Source organism: Nocardia sp. NPDC003269, from assembly GCF_042888005.1.
Classification (GTDB): Bacteria; Actinomycetota; Actinomycetes; order Mycobacteriales; family Mycobacteriaceae; genus Nocardia.
Map to the genome: position 1 here is coordinate 176,841 of NZ_JBIAPA010000006.1, position 14,074 is coordinate 190,914.

General features: G+C 72.1%; 14 protein-coding genes. 9 read left to right on the forward strand and 5 right to left on the reverse strand.

The features are described from left to right. The first annotated feature begins 96 nt into the window (after positions 1-96). From ACFYWJ_RS33430 to ACFYWJ_RS33460, 7 genes are all read left to right on the forward strand, one after another. Positions 97-855, forward strand: a complete 759-nt coding sequence (locus tag ACFYWJ_RS33430; protein ID WP_355283281.1) for an ABC transporter ATP-binding protein — start codon at positions 97-99, stop codon at positions 853-855. Then, on the forward strand, positions 852-1,577 hold the full coding sequence (locus ACFYWJ_RS33435; protein ID WP_355283278.1) for an ABC transporter ATP-binding protein: 726 nt from the start codon (positions 852-854) through the stop codon (positions 1,575-1,577). Before ACFYWJ_RS33430 ends, ACFYWJ_RS33435 begins: the two co-directional genes overlap by 4 nt. Next, positions 1,574-2,452, forward strand: a complete 879-nt coding sequence (locus tag ACFYWJ_RS33440; protein WP_355283276.1) for a branched-chain amino acid ABC transporter permease — start codon at positions 1,574-1,576, stop codon at positions 2,450-2,452. Before ACFYWJ_RS33435 ends, ACFYWJ_RS33440 begins: the two co-directional genes overlap by 4 nt. Continuing rightward, positions 2,449-3,501 (forward strand): branched-chain amino acid ABC transporter permease, encoded by a 1,053-nt coding sequence (locus ACFYWJ_RS33445; RefSeq protein WP_355283273.1) that lies wholly within the window; start codon positions 2,449-2,451, stop codon positions 3,499-3,501. The genes ACFYWJ_RS33440 and ACFYWJ_RS33445 overlap by 4 nt, the downstream gene beginning before the upstream one ends. Next, complete coding sequence (locus ACFYWJ_RS33450; RefSeq protein WP_355283270.1) at positions 3,491-4,741, forward strand: ABC transporter substrate-binding protein; 1,251 nt, start codon at positions 3,491-3,493, stop codon at positions 4,739-4,741. The genes ACFYWJ_RS33445 and ACFYWJ_RS33450 overlap by 11 nt, the downstream gene beginning before the upstream one ends. Positions 4,742-4,807: 66 nt before the next feature. After that, entirely contained in the window at positions 4,808-5,557 is a 750-nt protein-coding gene (locus ACFYWJ_RS33455; protein WP_355283267.1) for a hypothetical protein, read from the forward strand. 85 nt (positions 5,558-5,642) lie between these two features. After that, entirely contained in the window at positions 5,643-6,800 is a 1,158-nt protein-coding gene (locus ACFYWJ_RS33460) for an acyl-CoA dehydrogenase family protein (protein ID WP_355283265.1), read from the forward strand. Positions 6,801-6,830: 30 nt separating this feature from the next. On the opposite strand, the gene ACFYWJ_RS33465 is transcribed toward ACFYWJ_RS33460, so the two are convergent. The 5 genes from ACFYWJ_RS33465 to ACFYWJ_RS33485 all read right to left on the reverse strand — a co-directional run bounded on the left by ACFYWJ_RS33465 (position 6,831) and on the right by ACFYWJ_RS33485 (position 10,917). Beyond that, entirely contained in the window at positions 6,831-7,769 is a 939-nt protein-coding gene (locus ACFYWJ_RS33465; RefSeq protein ID WP_355283262.1) for a TIGR03564 family F420-dependent LLM class oxidoreductase, read from the reverse strand. A gap of 84 nt (positions 7,770-7,853) precedes the next feature. After that, a complete protein-coding gene (gene hisF / locus ACFYWJ_RS33470) occupies positions 7,854-8,669 on the reverse strand; it encodes an imidazole glycerol phosphate synthase subunit HisF (RefSeq protein WP_355283260.1) in 816 nt (271 codons plus the stop codon). Positions 8,670-8,674: 5 nt separating this feature from the next. Continuing rightward, positions 8,675-9,496: an inositol monophosphatase family protein gene (locus ACFYWJ_RS33475; protein WP_355283257.1), complete on the reverse strand. Its 822-nt coding sequence runs from the start codon at positions 9,494-9,496 to the stop codon at positions 8,675-8,677. A gap of 8 nt (positions 9,497-9,504) precedes the next feature. Further along, positions 9,505-10,236 (reverse strand): bifunctional 1-(5-phosphoribosyl)-5-((5-phosphoribosylamino)methylideneamino)imidazole-4-carboxamide isomerase/phosphoribosylanthranilate isomerase PriA, encoded by a 732-nt coding sequence (gene priA / locus ACFYWJ_RS33480; protein WP_355283255.1) that lies wholly within the window; start codon positions 10,234-10,236, stop codon positions 9,505-9,507. Positions 10,237-10,314: 78 nt separating this feature from the next. Beyond that, positions 10,315-10,917 carry a maleylpyruvate isomerase family mycothiol-dependent enzyme gene (locus ACFYWJ_RS33485; RefSeq protein WP_355283252.1) on the reverse strand — a complete coding sequence of 201 codons (603 nt, stop codon included), beginning with the start codon at positions 10,915-10,917 and terminating at the stop codon, positions 10,315-10,317. 238 nt (positions 10,918-11,155) lie between these two features. Between ACFYWJ_RS33485 and ACFYWJ_RS33490 the strand changes: the two genes are divergently transcribed. Both ACFYWJ_RS33490 and ACFYWJ_RS33495 read left to right on the forward strand, forming a co-directional pair. Beyond that, positions 11,156-12,409 carry a DUF2786 domain-containing protein gene (locus tag ACFYWJ_RS33490; protein ID WP_355283250.1) on the forward strand — a complete coding sequence of 418 codons (1,254 nt, stop codon included), beginning with the start codon at positions 11,156-11,158 and terminating at the stop codon, positions 12,407-12,409. A 77-nt stretch (positions 12,410-12,486) separates the two neighbouring features. Continuing rightward, a complete protein-coding gene (locus tag ACFYWJ_RS33495) occupies positions 12,487-14,070 on the forward strand; it encodes an alpha/beta hydrolase (protein ID WP_355283247.1) in 1,584 nt (527 codons plus the stop codon). The last annotated feature ends 4 nt before the right edge of the window (positions 14,071-14,074 follow it).

A 14,074-nucleotide genomic window follows, 5' to 3' on the forward strand; every position in this document is an offset into this window, starting at 1 on the left:
CGTCTGGCGCACTGTCCGCAGCGGACGATGCCGTGCGCGAAAGTTGGTCCGCAACGTCCGATGTGGCCCGTGACCTGCGAACTTACTGTTCGTCGCATGCTCGAGATAACCAACCTGACGGTGCGCTTCGGCGGCATCACCGCGCTGCGGGAGGTCGGGTTCGCGGTCGCTCCCGGGGAGATGGTCGGCCTGATCGGACCGAACGGCGCGGGCAAGACCACCCTGTTCAACTGCCTGACCCGGCGCCACCGGCCGACGTCGGGCACCCTGCGCTACCGCGACACCGATCTGTCCACGGTCCGGCCCGACGCACTGGCCGGGCTCGGCATCGCCCGCACCTTCCAGAACCTGGGCCTGTTCCCCCGGCTCTCGGTCCGCGACAACGTCCTGGTCGGTGCCCATCATCGCGCTTGCGCCGGCTTCGTCTCGGCCGGTCTGCGCCTGCCGAAGGTCCGCCGCGAGGAGCGGATGCTGCGCGAGGAGGCCGACGAGCTGCTCGACCGCCTCGACCTGACGGCGGTGGCCGACCATCCCGCGGCGGGCCTGCCGTTCGGCACGCTCAAACGCATCGAACTGGCCAGGGCGCTCGCGGTCCGGCCCAGGCTGCTGCTGCTCGACGAGCCGGTCAACGGCCTGAGCCACGGCGAGGTCGACGAGTTCGCCGCGCGCCTGCGCGCGCTGCAATCCGATCTCGACCTCACCGTCGTGGTGGTCGAACACCACATGGGCTTCGTCATGGGCACCTGCGACCGGGTGGTGTGCCTGGAGTTCGGGCAGGTCATCGCCGAGGGCGAACCCGCCGCGGTGCAACGGGATCCGGCCGTCGTCCGCGCCTACCTGGGAGCCGCTTCGTGAGTGAGTTCCTCGTCGTCACCGACCTGCACGCCGGGTACGGCGCGGCGAAAGTGCTGCACGGCGTGAGCTTCTCGGTCGCCGAGGGCGCGGTGTGCGCGATCCTCGGGCCCAACGGCGCGGGCAAGACGACGCTGCTGCGGGCCCTGTGCGGCATGGTCAAGGTGCGCGGTGCGCTGCGGCTGGGCGGCACCGAGGTGACCGGCCGTGCCCCGGAGGCGATGGCGCGCCTCGGCGTCGCCCACGTACCCGAGGGCCGTGGCACCTTCGCGCCGCTGTCCGTCGAGGAGAACCTGCGCCTTGGTGCCTACACCCGGCGTGACCGCGCGGGCGTCGAGGCCGACCTGCGCCGCATCCACGACTACTTCCCGATCCTGCGCGACAAGCGGCGCGAACCGGCGGGCGGGCTGTCCGGCGGCCAGCAGCAGATGCTCGCCATCGGCCGGGCGCTGATGCTGCGCCCGCGGCTGCTGCTGCTCGACGAGCCGTCGCTGGGGCTGTCCCCGCTGGTCACCCAGGAGCTGTTCGGGATCGTGCACACCATCAACGAAGAGGAACGCACCACCGTGATCGTCGTCGAGCAGAACGCTCATCTGGCCCTTGGCATCGCCCACCAGGCGCACGTGCTGGAGTCCGGGCGCATCGCGCTGTCCGGCACGGCCGCCGAGATCAGGGCCGATGACCAGGTCACCCGCTCCTATCTGGGAATCCGGGTGCGGCCGTGACCGAATTCGTCCAGCAGCTCGTCGAGGGACTCTCAGCGGGCGCGATCTACGCCGGTCTCGCACTGGCCCTCGTGCTGATCTACCGGTTCACCGGGATCGTCAACTTCGCCCAGGGCGAGCTGGCCATGTTCTCGGCGTTCCTGGCCTGGCAGCTGAGCCAGACCATGCCGTTCTGGGCGGCGCTTCCGCTCACCCTGGCCATCTCCTTCGTCGCGGGGATGCTCATCGAACGGGTGGTCATCCGCCCGGTCGAGGGCGCGCCCGAGATCACCCTGGTGATCGTCACGGTCGGCCTGTTCTTCACCGTGCACGCGGTGGCGGGCTGGATCTGGTCCTATCAGGTGAAGTCGTTCCCGAATCCGTTCCCGGACGGCGCTTTCCGCACCGCGGGTGTGAGCGTCGGCTACGGCAGCCTCGGCATTCTCGCCGTCGTCGCGGTGGTGATGGCACTGCTGTATCTGCTGTTCCGGTTCACCGGGATCGGCCTGGCCATGCGGGCGGTGGCCTGCAATCCGCAGTCCGCCCGGCTGGTCGGCATCCGGGTCGGCACGGTGCTCGCGCTCGGCTGGGGGCTGGCCGCGCTGGTCGGCGCGGTCTCCGGGGTGCTGTCGGCGCCGCTGCTGTTCCTCGAACCCAACATGATGGGCGGCGTTCTCATCTACGCCTTCGCGGCGGCCACCCTCGGCGGCTTCGACTCCCCCGGCGGCGCGGTGGCGGGCGGCCTGATCGTCGGCGTCGCCGAAACCCTCACCGGCGCCTACGTCGACGCGATCGGCACCGAACTCAAGATCGGTGTGCCGCTGGTGATCATCCTGGGCGTGCTCCTGCTGCGCCCGCAAGGTCTGTTCGGACACGCGGCGGTGGAACGGGTATGAGCGAAGTAGAACTCTCCGACATGACGGTGACAGCCACTTCCGCTGTCCCCCAAGCGACTTCCGTCCTGACCAGGGTGAGCGCATTCCGCTGGCCGCTGCTCGCGACGGCGGCACTGCTGGTGCTCGCCTGTGCCGCCCCCTTCCAGCTGGCGCCCTTCCACACCTTCCAGCTCGCCATGGCGATGGTCTACGCGGTCACCCTGCTCGGGCTCAACCTCCTCGTCGGCCACACCGGCCAGATCTCGCTGGGCCACGGGGCGTTCTTCGCGGTCGGCGCCTATACGGCCGCGGTGGCGATGGAACGCTGGGACACACCGTATGTCGCGACCATCCCGCTCGCGGCCGCGGTGACCTTCGTCCTCGGCTTCGCGCTCGGCATCCCGGCGCTGCGGCTGCGCGGGCTGTATCTGGCACTGGTCACCCTCGCGATCGCGATCTTCCTGGTCCCGCTGCTCAAGCGGTTCGACGGCCTGACCGGCGGTTCGATGGGACTCACCGTCGACAAGCCGGTGCCACCCGCGTGGACCGGGCTCGCCGAGGACCAGTGGCTGTATTTCCTGGCGCTGGCGACGACGGTGAGCGCCTTCGTCCTGGTCGCCGGGATGCTGCGGTCCCGGGTCGGGCGCGCGCTGCACGCGGTGCGCGACAACGAGATCGCCGCGGAGGTGCTCGGGGTGAACCTGGCCCACTACAAGACCCTGGCCTTCGCCTGGAGCGCCCTGCTGGCCGGTGTCGCGGGCGCGGTCTACACCTGGGTGATCGCCTTCGTCTCGCCCGACTCGTTTGCGCTGACCCTGTCGGTGACGCTGCTGGCCGGGCTGGTCGTCGGCGGGCTCGGCACCACCTGGGGTCCGCTGCTCGGCGGCCTGTTCGTGATGTTCGTGCCCAGCTTCGCCCAGGACGTCAATCAGGCGGCGCCCGGCGTCATCTTCGGACTGCTGATCATCGCGGTCATGTACCTCGCGCCCACGGGCCTGGCCGGACTCACCGGCCGGCTGGCGCAACGGCTCGGCCATCTGGTTCGGAAAGGGAAAACACATGCGCACTAAGGCGATCCACACTCTCGGCCTCGCGGCGGCGCTGCTCGCGACGCTCACCGCCTGCGGTGGGCGCGGCGAAGAGACCGGCACGGCCGCCGTCGGCGACTGCCGGGGCCAGCAGACCGTCGGCATCACCGACACCGCCATCAAGCTCGGCGGGGTGTACCCGCTGTCGGGTCCGGCCTCCGCCTACAGCGAGGTGCCCAAGGGCATCAAGGCCTACTTCGACTACGTCAACGCCGAGCAGGGCGGCATCGGTGGACGCAAGGTCGAGTACCTGGTGCGCGACGACGGCTACCAGCCGCCCAAGACCGTCGAGGAGACCCGCAGGCTGGTCGAGCAGGACCAGGTGTTCGCGGTCTTCCAGACCCTCGGCACCGCCACCTCCTCGGCGGTCTGGGACTACCTGGGCCAGCGCAAGGTGCCGCAGGTGTTCGTGGCCACCGGCGCGACCAAGTTCGGCGCCGACACCGAGCACCCGTGGACCATCGGCTGGCAGCCCAGCTACCGCACCGAGGGCCTGGCGTACGCGCAGTACGTCAAGGCGCAGCGCCCGAACGCGACAGTGGCGGTGCTCTACCAGAACGACGACTTCGGCAAGGATCTGCTCGCCGCGTTCACCGAGGGTGTCGCGGGCAGCGGCGTGACCGTGGTCGCGCAGCAGAGCTTCGAGGTCACCGACCCGACCGTCGACGCGCAGGTCCGCAATCTGGCGAACACGAAAGCCGATGTGCTGCTGAACTTCTCGACCCCGAAGTTCGCCTCGCAGGCGCTGGCCGCCGACGTGCGCAACACCGACTGGAATCCGCTGCACGTGCTGACCCAGGTGTCGAACACCATGGCCACGCTGCGACCGGTCGGCCTGGAGAACGTGCAGGGCGCGGTGAGCGCCGCGTTCCTCAAGGACCCGGCCGACCCGCGCTGGGCCCAGGACGCGGGCATGCGGACCTACAAGAGCAAGCTCACCCAGTACGCGCCCGGCGCCGACCCGGAGAACCAGCACGCCATGGCCGGCTGGGCGATGGCCGAGAGCTTCCGCAAGACCTTCGAGTCGGCGAAGTGCCCGACCCGCGAGGGCCTGCGCGACGCGATGCGCTCCCTCGACAACGTCGCCGTCGACCTGCTGCTGCCCGGCATCAGCATGACGACCGGTGCGAGCGACGGCTACCCGCTCGAGACCGTCGGCATCCAGACCTTCGCGGGCACCCACTGGTCGCTCACCGACGGCCTGATCACCACGAGCAAGTAGCTCCCCCACGTTCCGCGGTCCGCCGCGAAACCCCCGAAGTACACCCCCGATCGATGAGGATCACCGATGAAGATGTCCACCACTCTCGCGACCGCCGCCCTCACGGCGCTGGCCCTGTGCGTCGGCACGGGCACCGGCCACGCCGACCCGGCGGCGCAGACCGACGTGCACTACGAGGTCAGCAGGCAGGGCGACGCCGCCGTCGTCACCACCACTGACGGCAAGCTCCAGGTCGTCGGCGATCAGCTGGTGCTCACCACCGGCGCCGACGTCCCGGTCGCCGCGCTGCCGCTGTCCTACCGGATGGACGACAAGCTCTTCCCGATCGCCGCCACCATCGACGGCGGCAAGGCCACCCTGACCCCGTCACGCGAGGGCGCGACGCCGGTGGCCGCGGCGACCGAGCTGGTCAGCACCGACGCGGCGGTCGAGCAGGTCGCCGAGTCGTTCACCCCGCGCGATCAGGCGGCGCTGGGCGCGTTCAGTCAGCGGGTCGGCATCGGCGGCGCGGTCGCCGCGATCGTCGGCGCGGTGATCGGCGGTGGTGTCGGCTGTCTGGTGGGCGGCGCGGCCGGGGCGGCCATCGCCAGCCCGGTGATCGTGCTGCTGGTCCCGTGGGTCGGCGCGACCGTCGCGGGCTGCGTCCTCGGCGCGGCCACCCTCGGCGCCGTCGGCACCATGGTCGGGCTGATCACGGTCGGCGGACCGCTGGCCCTGTTCTCGGCCTACCAGTATTTCTCGACGATCACGGCGCCGTGCCCGGCCGAGCTCGGCGCGTACTGCAAGGATCCCGCGGTGCCCGCCCCCGCGAAGTAGTCCGTCCCACCGCTTCGCCGGTCCGCCCGCACCACGCTCGGGCGGGCCGGCTCGTGGCCGTTCGCAGGCCGGTTAGGAATCCCGTATGCACAGAACAGTTTTCGACGCCGAGCATGCCGCGTTCCGGGCGACGATGCGCGCGTTCATCGGTGCCGAGGTCGTGCCCTGCTTCACCAAGTGGTACGACGACGGGCAGGTGCCGCGCGAATTCTATTACCGGCTGGGCGAACTCGGCGTGTTCGGCCTGGAGGCGCCGGTCGAGTTCGGTGGGGCGGGGCGGTCCTCGTTCGGCTTCCGCACCGTGCTGGCGGAGGAGATCGCCAGGGCGGCGGTGTCGTTCGGCGGTGCGAGCGCGCACGTCGCCCGGTGCCTGCCGCTGGTCACGACGCTGGCGAGCCCAGCGCAGCGGGCACGGTGGCTGCCCGGCATCGTCACCGGCGACACCATGTTCGCGCTCGCGGTGGCCGAACCGGGCACCGGCGCCGAACCGGCCGACATGCGCACCACCGCGCCGCTGTCGGTCGACGGGTCCACCTACGTGGTGAACGGCTCGAAGACCTACGTCGCCGGTGGCGTGCACGCCGACCGGGTGATCGTCTGCGCGCGCACCGCGGCGCCGCGCCCCGAGGACCCGTCCTACGGCCTGTCGCTGCTGGTCGTCGACACCGCCGCGGCGGGTTTCCGGGTGGGCCGCCGGCTCGACACACTGGGCCGCAAGCTCAGCGGCACCGCCGAACTCACCTTCACCGATGTGCGGGTGCCCGCCGCCGACGTCCTCGGCGCACCGCACCTGGCCGTCGCCCACCTCGCCGGGCAGCTGCCGCGGGAACGCCTCGGGATCGCCGTCGGCGCCTATGCCCAGGCCAAGGCCGCGATCCGGTTCGCGCGCCTGCACACCACCGAACGTGTCGCCTTCACCCAGCCCGTGTCGGCCTTCCAGAACACGAAATTCGAGCTGGCCGCCTGTCAGAGCGAGGTCGACGCGGTCGAGGCGGTGGTCGATCGCGCGCTGGCCGCGCACGACCGGGGCGAACTCGGCGCCGCGCACGCCGCCTCGGCCAAACTGTTCGCCACCGAGACGGCGGGCCGGGTGATCGACCGCTGCCTCCAATTACACGGCGGCGCGGGCTATCTCACCGATTCCCCGATCGCCCGGCTCTACGCCGACCATCGCATCGATCGGCTCCAGGGCGGCAGCAGCGATGTGCTGCGCACCATCATCGCCGCCGAGATGGGCCTGTAGACCGGTTCGGGTACCGGCGCTCAGGGCAGGTCAGCGCGCCCGGTTGAGCTGGCCCAGGAGCCGCCAGGTGCGCCGCTGGTCCTCGGGGGTGGTCAGGTCGGTCTGGGAGAACACCACGTCGGTCGCGCCCGCCGCGAAGTACTCGGCCACCCGCGCGGCGACGGTCTCCTCGTCGCCGTACACCACCAGTTCCGACGCGCGCTGCGCGCCGGACAGCTCGATCACCCGGCGATAGGACGGAATGCTGTCGTAGAAGGCGGTTGTCGCCTCGGCGGCGGCGCGGGCGGCGGCCACGTCCGCGGTGACCACACCGGGGACTAGCGCGACGACCCGCGGTCGCGGCCTGCCCGCGCTCGCCGCCGCTGCCGTCAGCGGCGCGACGATGTGCTCGGCCAGCGCGTCGGGGCCGATCAGGAACGGCAGTGTGCCATCGGCCAGTTCGCCGGTGGCCCGCACCGCCTGCGGTCCCATGGCCGCGACCAGCACCGGCACCGTGGGCGCGGCGCCCGCGACCGTGGCGGGCATCGGGGTGGCCGCGGTCAGGGTCTCGCCCCGGAAGTCCACCGTCCCGGTGTCGAGGACCGACCGCAGCGCCGTGAGGAATTCGCGCAGCCGCGCCGCCGGGCGATCGAACGGGCCGCCGAACGCGCGCTCGGACAGCTCACGGGCGCCCAGACCCAGCCCGAGGACGAACCGTCCGCCGGTGGCCGCCTGCGCGGTCTGCGCCTGACTCGCCACCAGCAGCGGGTGCCTGCCCGGCACCGGAATCACCGAGGTGCCGACCTCGAGCCCGGGGACCTCGCGGCCGATCAACGCGGCCACCAGCAGCGCGTCGTGGGAGAAGGTCTGACCGAGCCACACCGAGCTCAGCCCGGTCGCGGCGGCGGTGCGCCCGAGGTCGACGGCCGCGTCCACGGCATTGCCGGACTGATCGAGGGCGAACGGGGACAACGCGATTCCGATGCTCACCCGAGGAACAACCCGGGCCGCAACGGAATTCATCGCGATCCGCGCACGCTGATTCCAATCGCACCCCGGCGCGCGGTCACGAGCTCAGCGGACGGTGATCCCGTCGGTGCGCATGGCGTCCTTGACCTGGCCGATGGTGAGGTCGCCGAAGTGGAAGACGCTCGCGGCCAGCACCGCGTCGGCGCCCGCGTGCACGGCGGGCGGGAAGTGCGCGACCGCGCCGGCGCCGCCGCTGGCGATCACCGGCACCCGCACCGCGGCCCGGACGGCGGCGATCATCGGCAGGTCGAAACCGGCCTTGGTGCCGTCGGCGTCCATCGAGTTCAGCAGGATCTCGCCGACGCCCAGTTCGGCGCCGCGGATGGCCCATTCGACCGCGTCGATGCCGGTGCCGCGCTTGCCACCGTGGGTGGTGACCTCCCAGCCGGACGGGGTGTCGGGCTGGCCGTCCGGCACGGTGCGCGCGTCGACGGAGAGCACGATGCACTGCGAGCCGAACCGCTGCGACATCTCCGAGAGCACCTCGGGGCGGGCGATGGCGGCGGTGTTCACCGACACCTTGTCCGCGCCGGCGCGCAGCAGCCGGTCGACGTCCTCGACGGTGCGCACGCCGCCGCCGACGGTGAGCGGGATGAAGATCTGCTCGGCCGTGCGGGTCACCACGTCGAGCATGGTGCCGCGATCGCCGGTGGAGGCGGTGACGTCGAGGAAGGTGAGTTCGTCGGCGCCCTGGGCGTCGTAGGTGGCGGCCAGTTCCACCGGGTCGCCCGCGTCGCGCAGGTTCTGGAAGTTGACGCCCTTGACCACCCGGCCCGCGTCGACGTCCAGGCACGGGATCACCCGGACGGCCAGCGTGCTCGGCGCCGCGGTGTCCGGCCGTTCGTCGGTGCGCGGTGTCATGGTGTTCAGCCTCGTTCCTCTTCGCTGACCGTGCAAATCATTTCCAGGAGTTCGGCGTGCACGCCGGGCGCGGCGGCCAGCACCGACCCCGAGGTGATCGTCCACGGCGCGCCCGCCAGGTCGGTGACCACGCCGCCCGCGGCCCGCACCAGCGCGACACCGGCCGCGTTGTCCCACGGATGATGCCCGAACACGACCGCGCCGCCGAGCACGCCGGAGGCGGTGAAGGCCAGGTCGATGCCGGTGGAGCCGTGCATGCGCACCCGCGAGGACAGCCTGCTGAGCGCGCCGAGCAGGTCGAACCGGAACTGGCCGGGGATGCGGCCCGCCGAGTCGACGTTGAACGCGCCGAAGCCGATCATCGCGTCGGCCAGCCTGCCGGGGCGCAGCGGCGGCAGCGCGACGCCGTCCAGGAACACCGGGCCGCCCTGGACCGCCGCGTACCGGCGGCCGAGCAGCGGCAGCCAGGTCAGGCCGAGCACGGGTTCGCCCTCGTGTACGAGCGCCAGCAGGGTGCCCGACATGGGGTGGCCGGAGGAGTAGTTGAAGGTGCCGTCGATCGGGTCGAGCACCCAGGCCGTGCCGGAGGTGAGCGCCGGGCCGCCGAATTCCTCGCCGTGCACGGCGATCCCGGTGCGCTGCTGGAGTTCGGCGGAGATGGTGCGTTCCAGCTCCAGGTCGAGTTCGGTGGCGAAGTCGTTGCGGCCCTTGGCGACCGCGCTCGGCGCACCGATGCCCTCGACGAAGCGCGGGACGACCCCGTCCAGGACCTGGGTGGCGACGGCCAGCAGGTCGGTCAGTTCGGCGGTGCTCGGTGCGGCGGTCATCGTCGGTGTCAGCGCACCGCGGCCAGGGCCTCGGGCAGCGTGAACCGGCCCGCGTACAGCGCCTTGCCGATGATCGCGCCCTCCACGCCCTCCTCGGCCAGCCCGGCGATGGCCACCAGGTCGTCGAGCACCGAGATGCCGCCGGAGGCGACGACCGGGGCGTCGGCGGCGTTGGCGACCTCGCTCAGCAGTTCCAGGTTGGGGCCGGTCAGCGTGCCGTCCTTGGAGACGTCGGTCACCACGTAGCGCGCGCAGCCGTCGCGCTCGAGCCGCTCGAGCGCCTCCCACAGGTCACCGCCGTCGGTGACCCAGCCGCGACCGCGCAGCCGCCACTCCCCGTCGATCTGCTTGACGTCGAGCCCGACCGCGATCCGGTCGCCGTACTCGCCGAGCACGCGGGCGCACCACTGCGGGTTCTCGATCGCCGCGGTGCCGATGTTCACCCGCGCGCACCCGGTGGCCAGCGCCGCTTTCAGGGAGGCGTCGTCGCGGATGCCGCCGGACAGTTCGACCTTGACGTCGAGTTCGCCGACGACCTGCGCGATCAGCTCCCGGTTGCTGCCCTTGCCGAAGGCCGCGTCCAGGTCGACCAGATGGACCCACTCGGCGCCGGCCTGCTGCCACGCCAGCGCCGCGTCGCGGGGCGACCCGTAGCTGGTTTCGCTACCGGCCTCTCCCTGCACGAGGCGCACGGCCTCCCCATTGGCGACATCGACGGCGGGCAACAGCACAAGACTCACGGGATCAGACTAGTAGGTCCGGACTGTCGATCTCCGCACCGGTCCACGCCCCTGAGGCCCGTGTCACGCCGACCGGGTTCAGCGACAGCGGCGACGCAGTTCCGGGACACCACCGCCGGTGAGCTCGTCGAGGACGACGCTGCGGCCGACCACGGCCAGCGCGATGGCCTCGCCGGGCCCACGGACCTCGGGTCCGTCGCCCCAGGCCCAGTCCACATCGGTGGCGATGAAGCGCAGCCCCTTGGTCCGCTTGCCCGGGAAGGCGAAGGGATCCGGGTAGGACAGCACCGCGATCAGGCGATCGGGGGCGATGGTGCGCGGGCGGCGCAGCGGCCGCCGGATGTCCTGCTGGTGCACCAGCAGGTCCGAGAGCATCAGCCGCGGCGAGAACCGCGACAGCCTGCCCGACTCGTGCTCGAACATGTGCACCAGCTGCGCGGTCGGCAGGCCCGCGAACGAGGCCGCGAGCGCGTTGTTGATCCGGTCGACGGACCCGCGATGGCGGGCCGCGGCGGCCGCGTAGTCGAGTGGGCCGAGCGTGTCGGTCAGCAGGTGACCGACCACGTCGCGCACCCGCCACCCCGCGCACAGCGACGGTGTCTCCCACTCCTGCTCGGTCAGTCCACGTAGGAGTTCGATCAGCTCGGCACGTTCCGCGGCCAGCATCCCCCGATAGCTCATGTCGATCACTGTAGGGCCCGATCCGACGCCGGGTTCCCGGATTCCGGTGCACGGGAGCGAAATACATTCCGACGGGTCTGTCCGCTCGTGGCCCCGCAATCGATCGGCACACCGGGGCGCAGCCCGTGCCGTCCGGCCCGTCGAGACGCCGGGACAATGGGACGATGGCCGCCGACCGGCCGCACCGTCACCGCGCGCCGCCCGAGCGGCGCCACGAAGGAGAGGACGCCCGGACACCGTGGGCAAACAGAATCGGCGACGCCGCACCGGACGCCGGGCCGTGCCCGCCACCGGGCCGGTGCTCGACGCCGACACCCTGACCGATCCCGAGCGGCTCGCGGAGGCGATCGCGACGGCCGCCATGGCCGCGGCCCAGGGCGACACGGCCGGGGCCCGGCACTTCGCCGAGCAGCTGGCGGGCCCGGACCGGGTGCGCCCGGAGGTGGCGGCGGGCGTCGAGCGGGCGAGCCGGCGAATCATCACCCGCGCCTTCGAGTTCGGCTGGCTGCCGAGCGATGTCCACCAGGCCGCGCGGCGCCGCCTCGACGAGTTCGCGGTCGGCTACCTGACCGATCTGATGGCCGACCATCGCGCCCCGTTCGCCGACGACACCGTCGACGAGATCTGGCAGGCCCAGCTCGACGAGCTCGGCGCCACCGTCTGGTGGACGCCACCGCACCTGATCCCCTGGGCCGACCGCGCGCTGCTCACCGGCGCCGAAGCCGTGACCACCGTCCTCGACGCCCTCGCACTCCTGCTGCGGCTGCCGAAACTGGAGCCCATCCGCCCGCTGCCCGGCACCGCGCACCGGCACCGGGGCGCGCGGCCCGCCGTCGACGAGAAGGCCCTCGGCCGGGTCCGCGGCCTGCTCGCCAAGGCCGAGTCCACCGCCTTCCCCGAGGAGGCCGAGACCCTCTCGGCCAAGGCCCAGGAACTGATGACCAAGTACGCGATCGACCGCGTCCTGCTGGCGGTGCCCACCGTCGACGCCGACCTGCCCGGCGCCCGCCGCCTCTGGCTCGACACCCCCTACACCGAGGCCAAAGCCCTGCTCATCGACCTGGTCGCGCGGGCCAACCGCTGTCGCGCCATCTTCGTCGCCGACTGGGACTTCGTCACCGTCGTCGGCGACGACCCCGACCTCGACGCCGTCGAACTCCTGTCGACCTCGCTGCTCGTCCAAGCCACCCGCGCGATGATCGACACCCCGTCGACGGCCGGTGACTCCCGCTCCCGCGCCTATCGCAAGGCCTTCCTCACCGCCTACGCCAGCCGGATCGGTGACCGCCTCACCACCGCCGCGGCCGCCACCGTCGCCGAAGCCGCCGACCGCGCCACCCTGCTCCCGCTGCTGGCCACCCACGATCACCGCGTCGAGACGGCGTTGTCCACCTACTTCCCCACCACCCGCGCACGCGGCATCACCATTCGCAGCGCCGAAGGCTGGGAGGCGGGCACCGAGGCCGCCGATCGCGCCCGCCTCGACGGCTGAACCCCGACCGGTTTCAGGGTCCGCCTCCATCGAACGGGTGACGACACCACGCCCGGGACGCCGTGAAGATGATCGGTATGGTCACTTCGAAATCGCTGGTCTGCGGTGTCCTGGTCGCGCTGGCTCCCGTTGTCGGCGGCTGCGTCGCCGCCGAGCGGCCGCCCGAGCCGGTCGCCGCGGTCACCGAACTGGTGGCGCAGGCCGATGCCGTGCCGACACCCCGGATCGCGTGGGCGCCGTGCGCGGAGGTCGCGCTGCGGGGCAAGGACTGCGCCCGGGTGGCGGTGCCGCTCGACTACGCGAACCCCACGGGACGGCACCTGGAACTCGCGGTGGTCCGCCAGCCCGCGGGCGACCCCGCCCACCGCATCGGCACCTTGTTCACCGCCGCGGGCGGACCCGGCGGGTCCGGCGTCGAGTGGGCGGCGAAGGGCGAGATGTTCCCCGGCGAGCTGAGCAGGCGCTTCGATGTGGTCACCTTCGATCAGCGTGGAGTCGGGCGCAGTTCCACGGTCCGCTGTTTCCCGGATTCCACTGCCCAGCAGGACTTCTGGCACACCCTGGCGCTGCCGCCCGTCGGCACCGCACAGCAGGCGGCCACCACCGACGCGAGCGGGCGGCTCGCGGAAGGATGCCTGCGCCACGACGGCGAGCTGATCGCCCACCTCACCACCGTGGACGCCGCCCGCGACCTCGACCTCCTCCGGCGCGCCGTCGGCGACCCGACCCTGACCTACCAGGGTGGCTCCTACGCCAGCTACCTCGGCACCGTCTACGGCGCGCTGTTCGCCGATCGCGTTCGCGCGCTGCAACTCTCCTCGATCCTCGACCCCGCGCCGTACACCACCGACACCCGCGCCGTCATCGACGCCACCGCGACCGGCACCGAGGAGGTGCTCGGTGAGTTCCTGCGCCTGTGCGCGGCGGCCGGTCCGCTACGCTGCGCCTTCGCCACGGACGCATCCTCGATCGCGGACCTGCGCGCCCGTGACACGGCCCTGCTCGATCGGGCGAAGGCGGCGCCGATCCGGGTCGGCGAGGGGGCGGCGACCGTGCCGGTGACCTACAGCGAGCTCGTCCAGGCACACGCCATGCTGCTCTACGACGCGAGCCTGGGATGGCCCGCCCTCGCGGCCCTGCTGACCGAGCTCGAGCGGGGCCCGGCCGGGAACCCCGCCGTGGTGCGGCAGGTCCTGACCGCGATCGCCTCCACCGGTGACTTCCTCGACTCGTTCGTCGCCATCTCCTGCGCGGACAACGCCCTCCCCCGGCAACCCCTGCGCTGGCCGGAATTCGCCGCCGAATCCGCCGAAACCGCGCCCGTCTACGGCCCGTTCTGGCTCTATCTCCGCCAGCCGTGCGCCACCTGGCCCGCCCCCACCGACGGCTATCCCCAGCGCTACACCGGCCCGTGGACCCAGCACTCCACCGTCCCGCCGCTGCTGGTGAACAACCGTTTCGACCCGGCCACGCCGCTCCCCGGCGCCCAGCGTGCCGCCGCGGCGATGGGCGACGCGCGGTTGGTCGTGGTCACCGACGGCTACGGACACGAACCGGACGGCGACTGCGTCACCGACCTGACCCAGCGCTACCTCGTCGACCTTCAGCTCCCGGCAGCCGGGACCACCTGTGCGAACGGCCGGACACCGTTCACCGGATGACGCG

Coding starts and splice junctions, on each gene's coding strand:
- ACFYWJ_RS33495 (WP_355283247.1), top strand. CDS start 12,487: ATGGTCACTTCGAAATCGCTGGTCTGCGGTGTCCTGGTCGCGCTGGCT.
- ACFYWJ_RS33450 (WP_355283270.1), top strand. CDS start 3,491: ATGCGCACTAAGGCGATCCACACTCTCGGCCTCGCGGCGGCGCTGCTC.
- ACFYWJ_RS33445 (WP_355283273.1), top strand. CDS start 2,449: ATGAGCGAAGTAGAACTCTCCGACATGACGGTGACAGCCACTTCCGCT.
- ACFYWJ_RS33430 (WP_355283281.1), top strand. CDS start 97: ATGCTCGAGATAACCAACCTGACGGTGCGCTTCGGCGGCATCACCGCG.
- ACFYWJ_RS33455 (WP_355283267.1), top strand. CDS start 4,808: ATGAAGATGTCCACCACTCTCGCGACCGCCGCCCTCACGGCGCTGGCC.
- ACFYWJ_RS33485 (WP_355283252.1), bottom strand. CDS start 10,917: ATGAGCTATCGGGGGATGCTGGCCGCGGAACGTGCCGAGCTGATCGAA.
- ACFYWJ_RS33460 (WP_355283265.1), top strand. CDS start 5,643: ATGCACAGAACAGTTTTCGACGCCGAGCATGCCGCGTTCCGGGCGACG.
- hisF (WP_355283260.1), bottom strand. CDS start 8,669: ATGACACCGCGCACCGACGAACGGCCGGACACCGCGGCGCCGAGCACG.
- ACFYWJ_RS33475 (WP_355283257.1), bottom strand. CDS start 9,496: ATGACCGCCGCACCGAGCACCGCCGAACTGACCGACCTGCTGGCCGTC.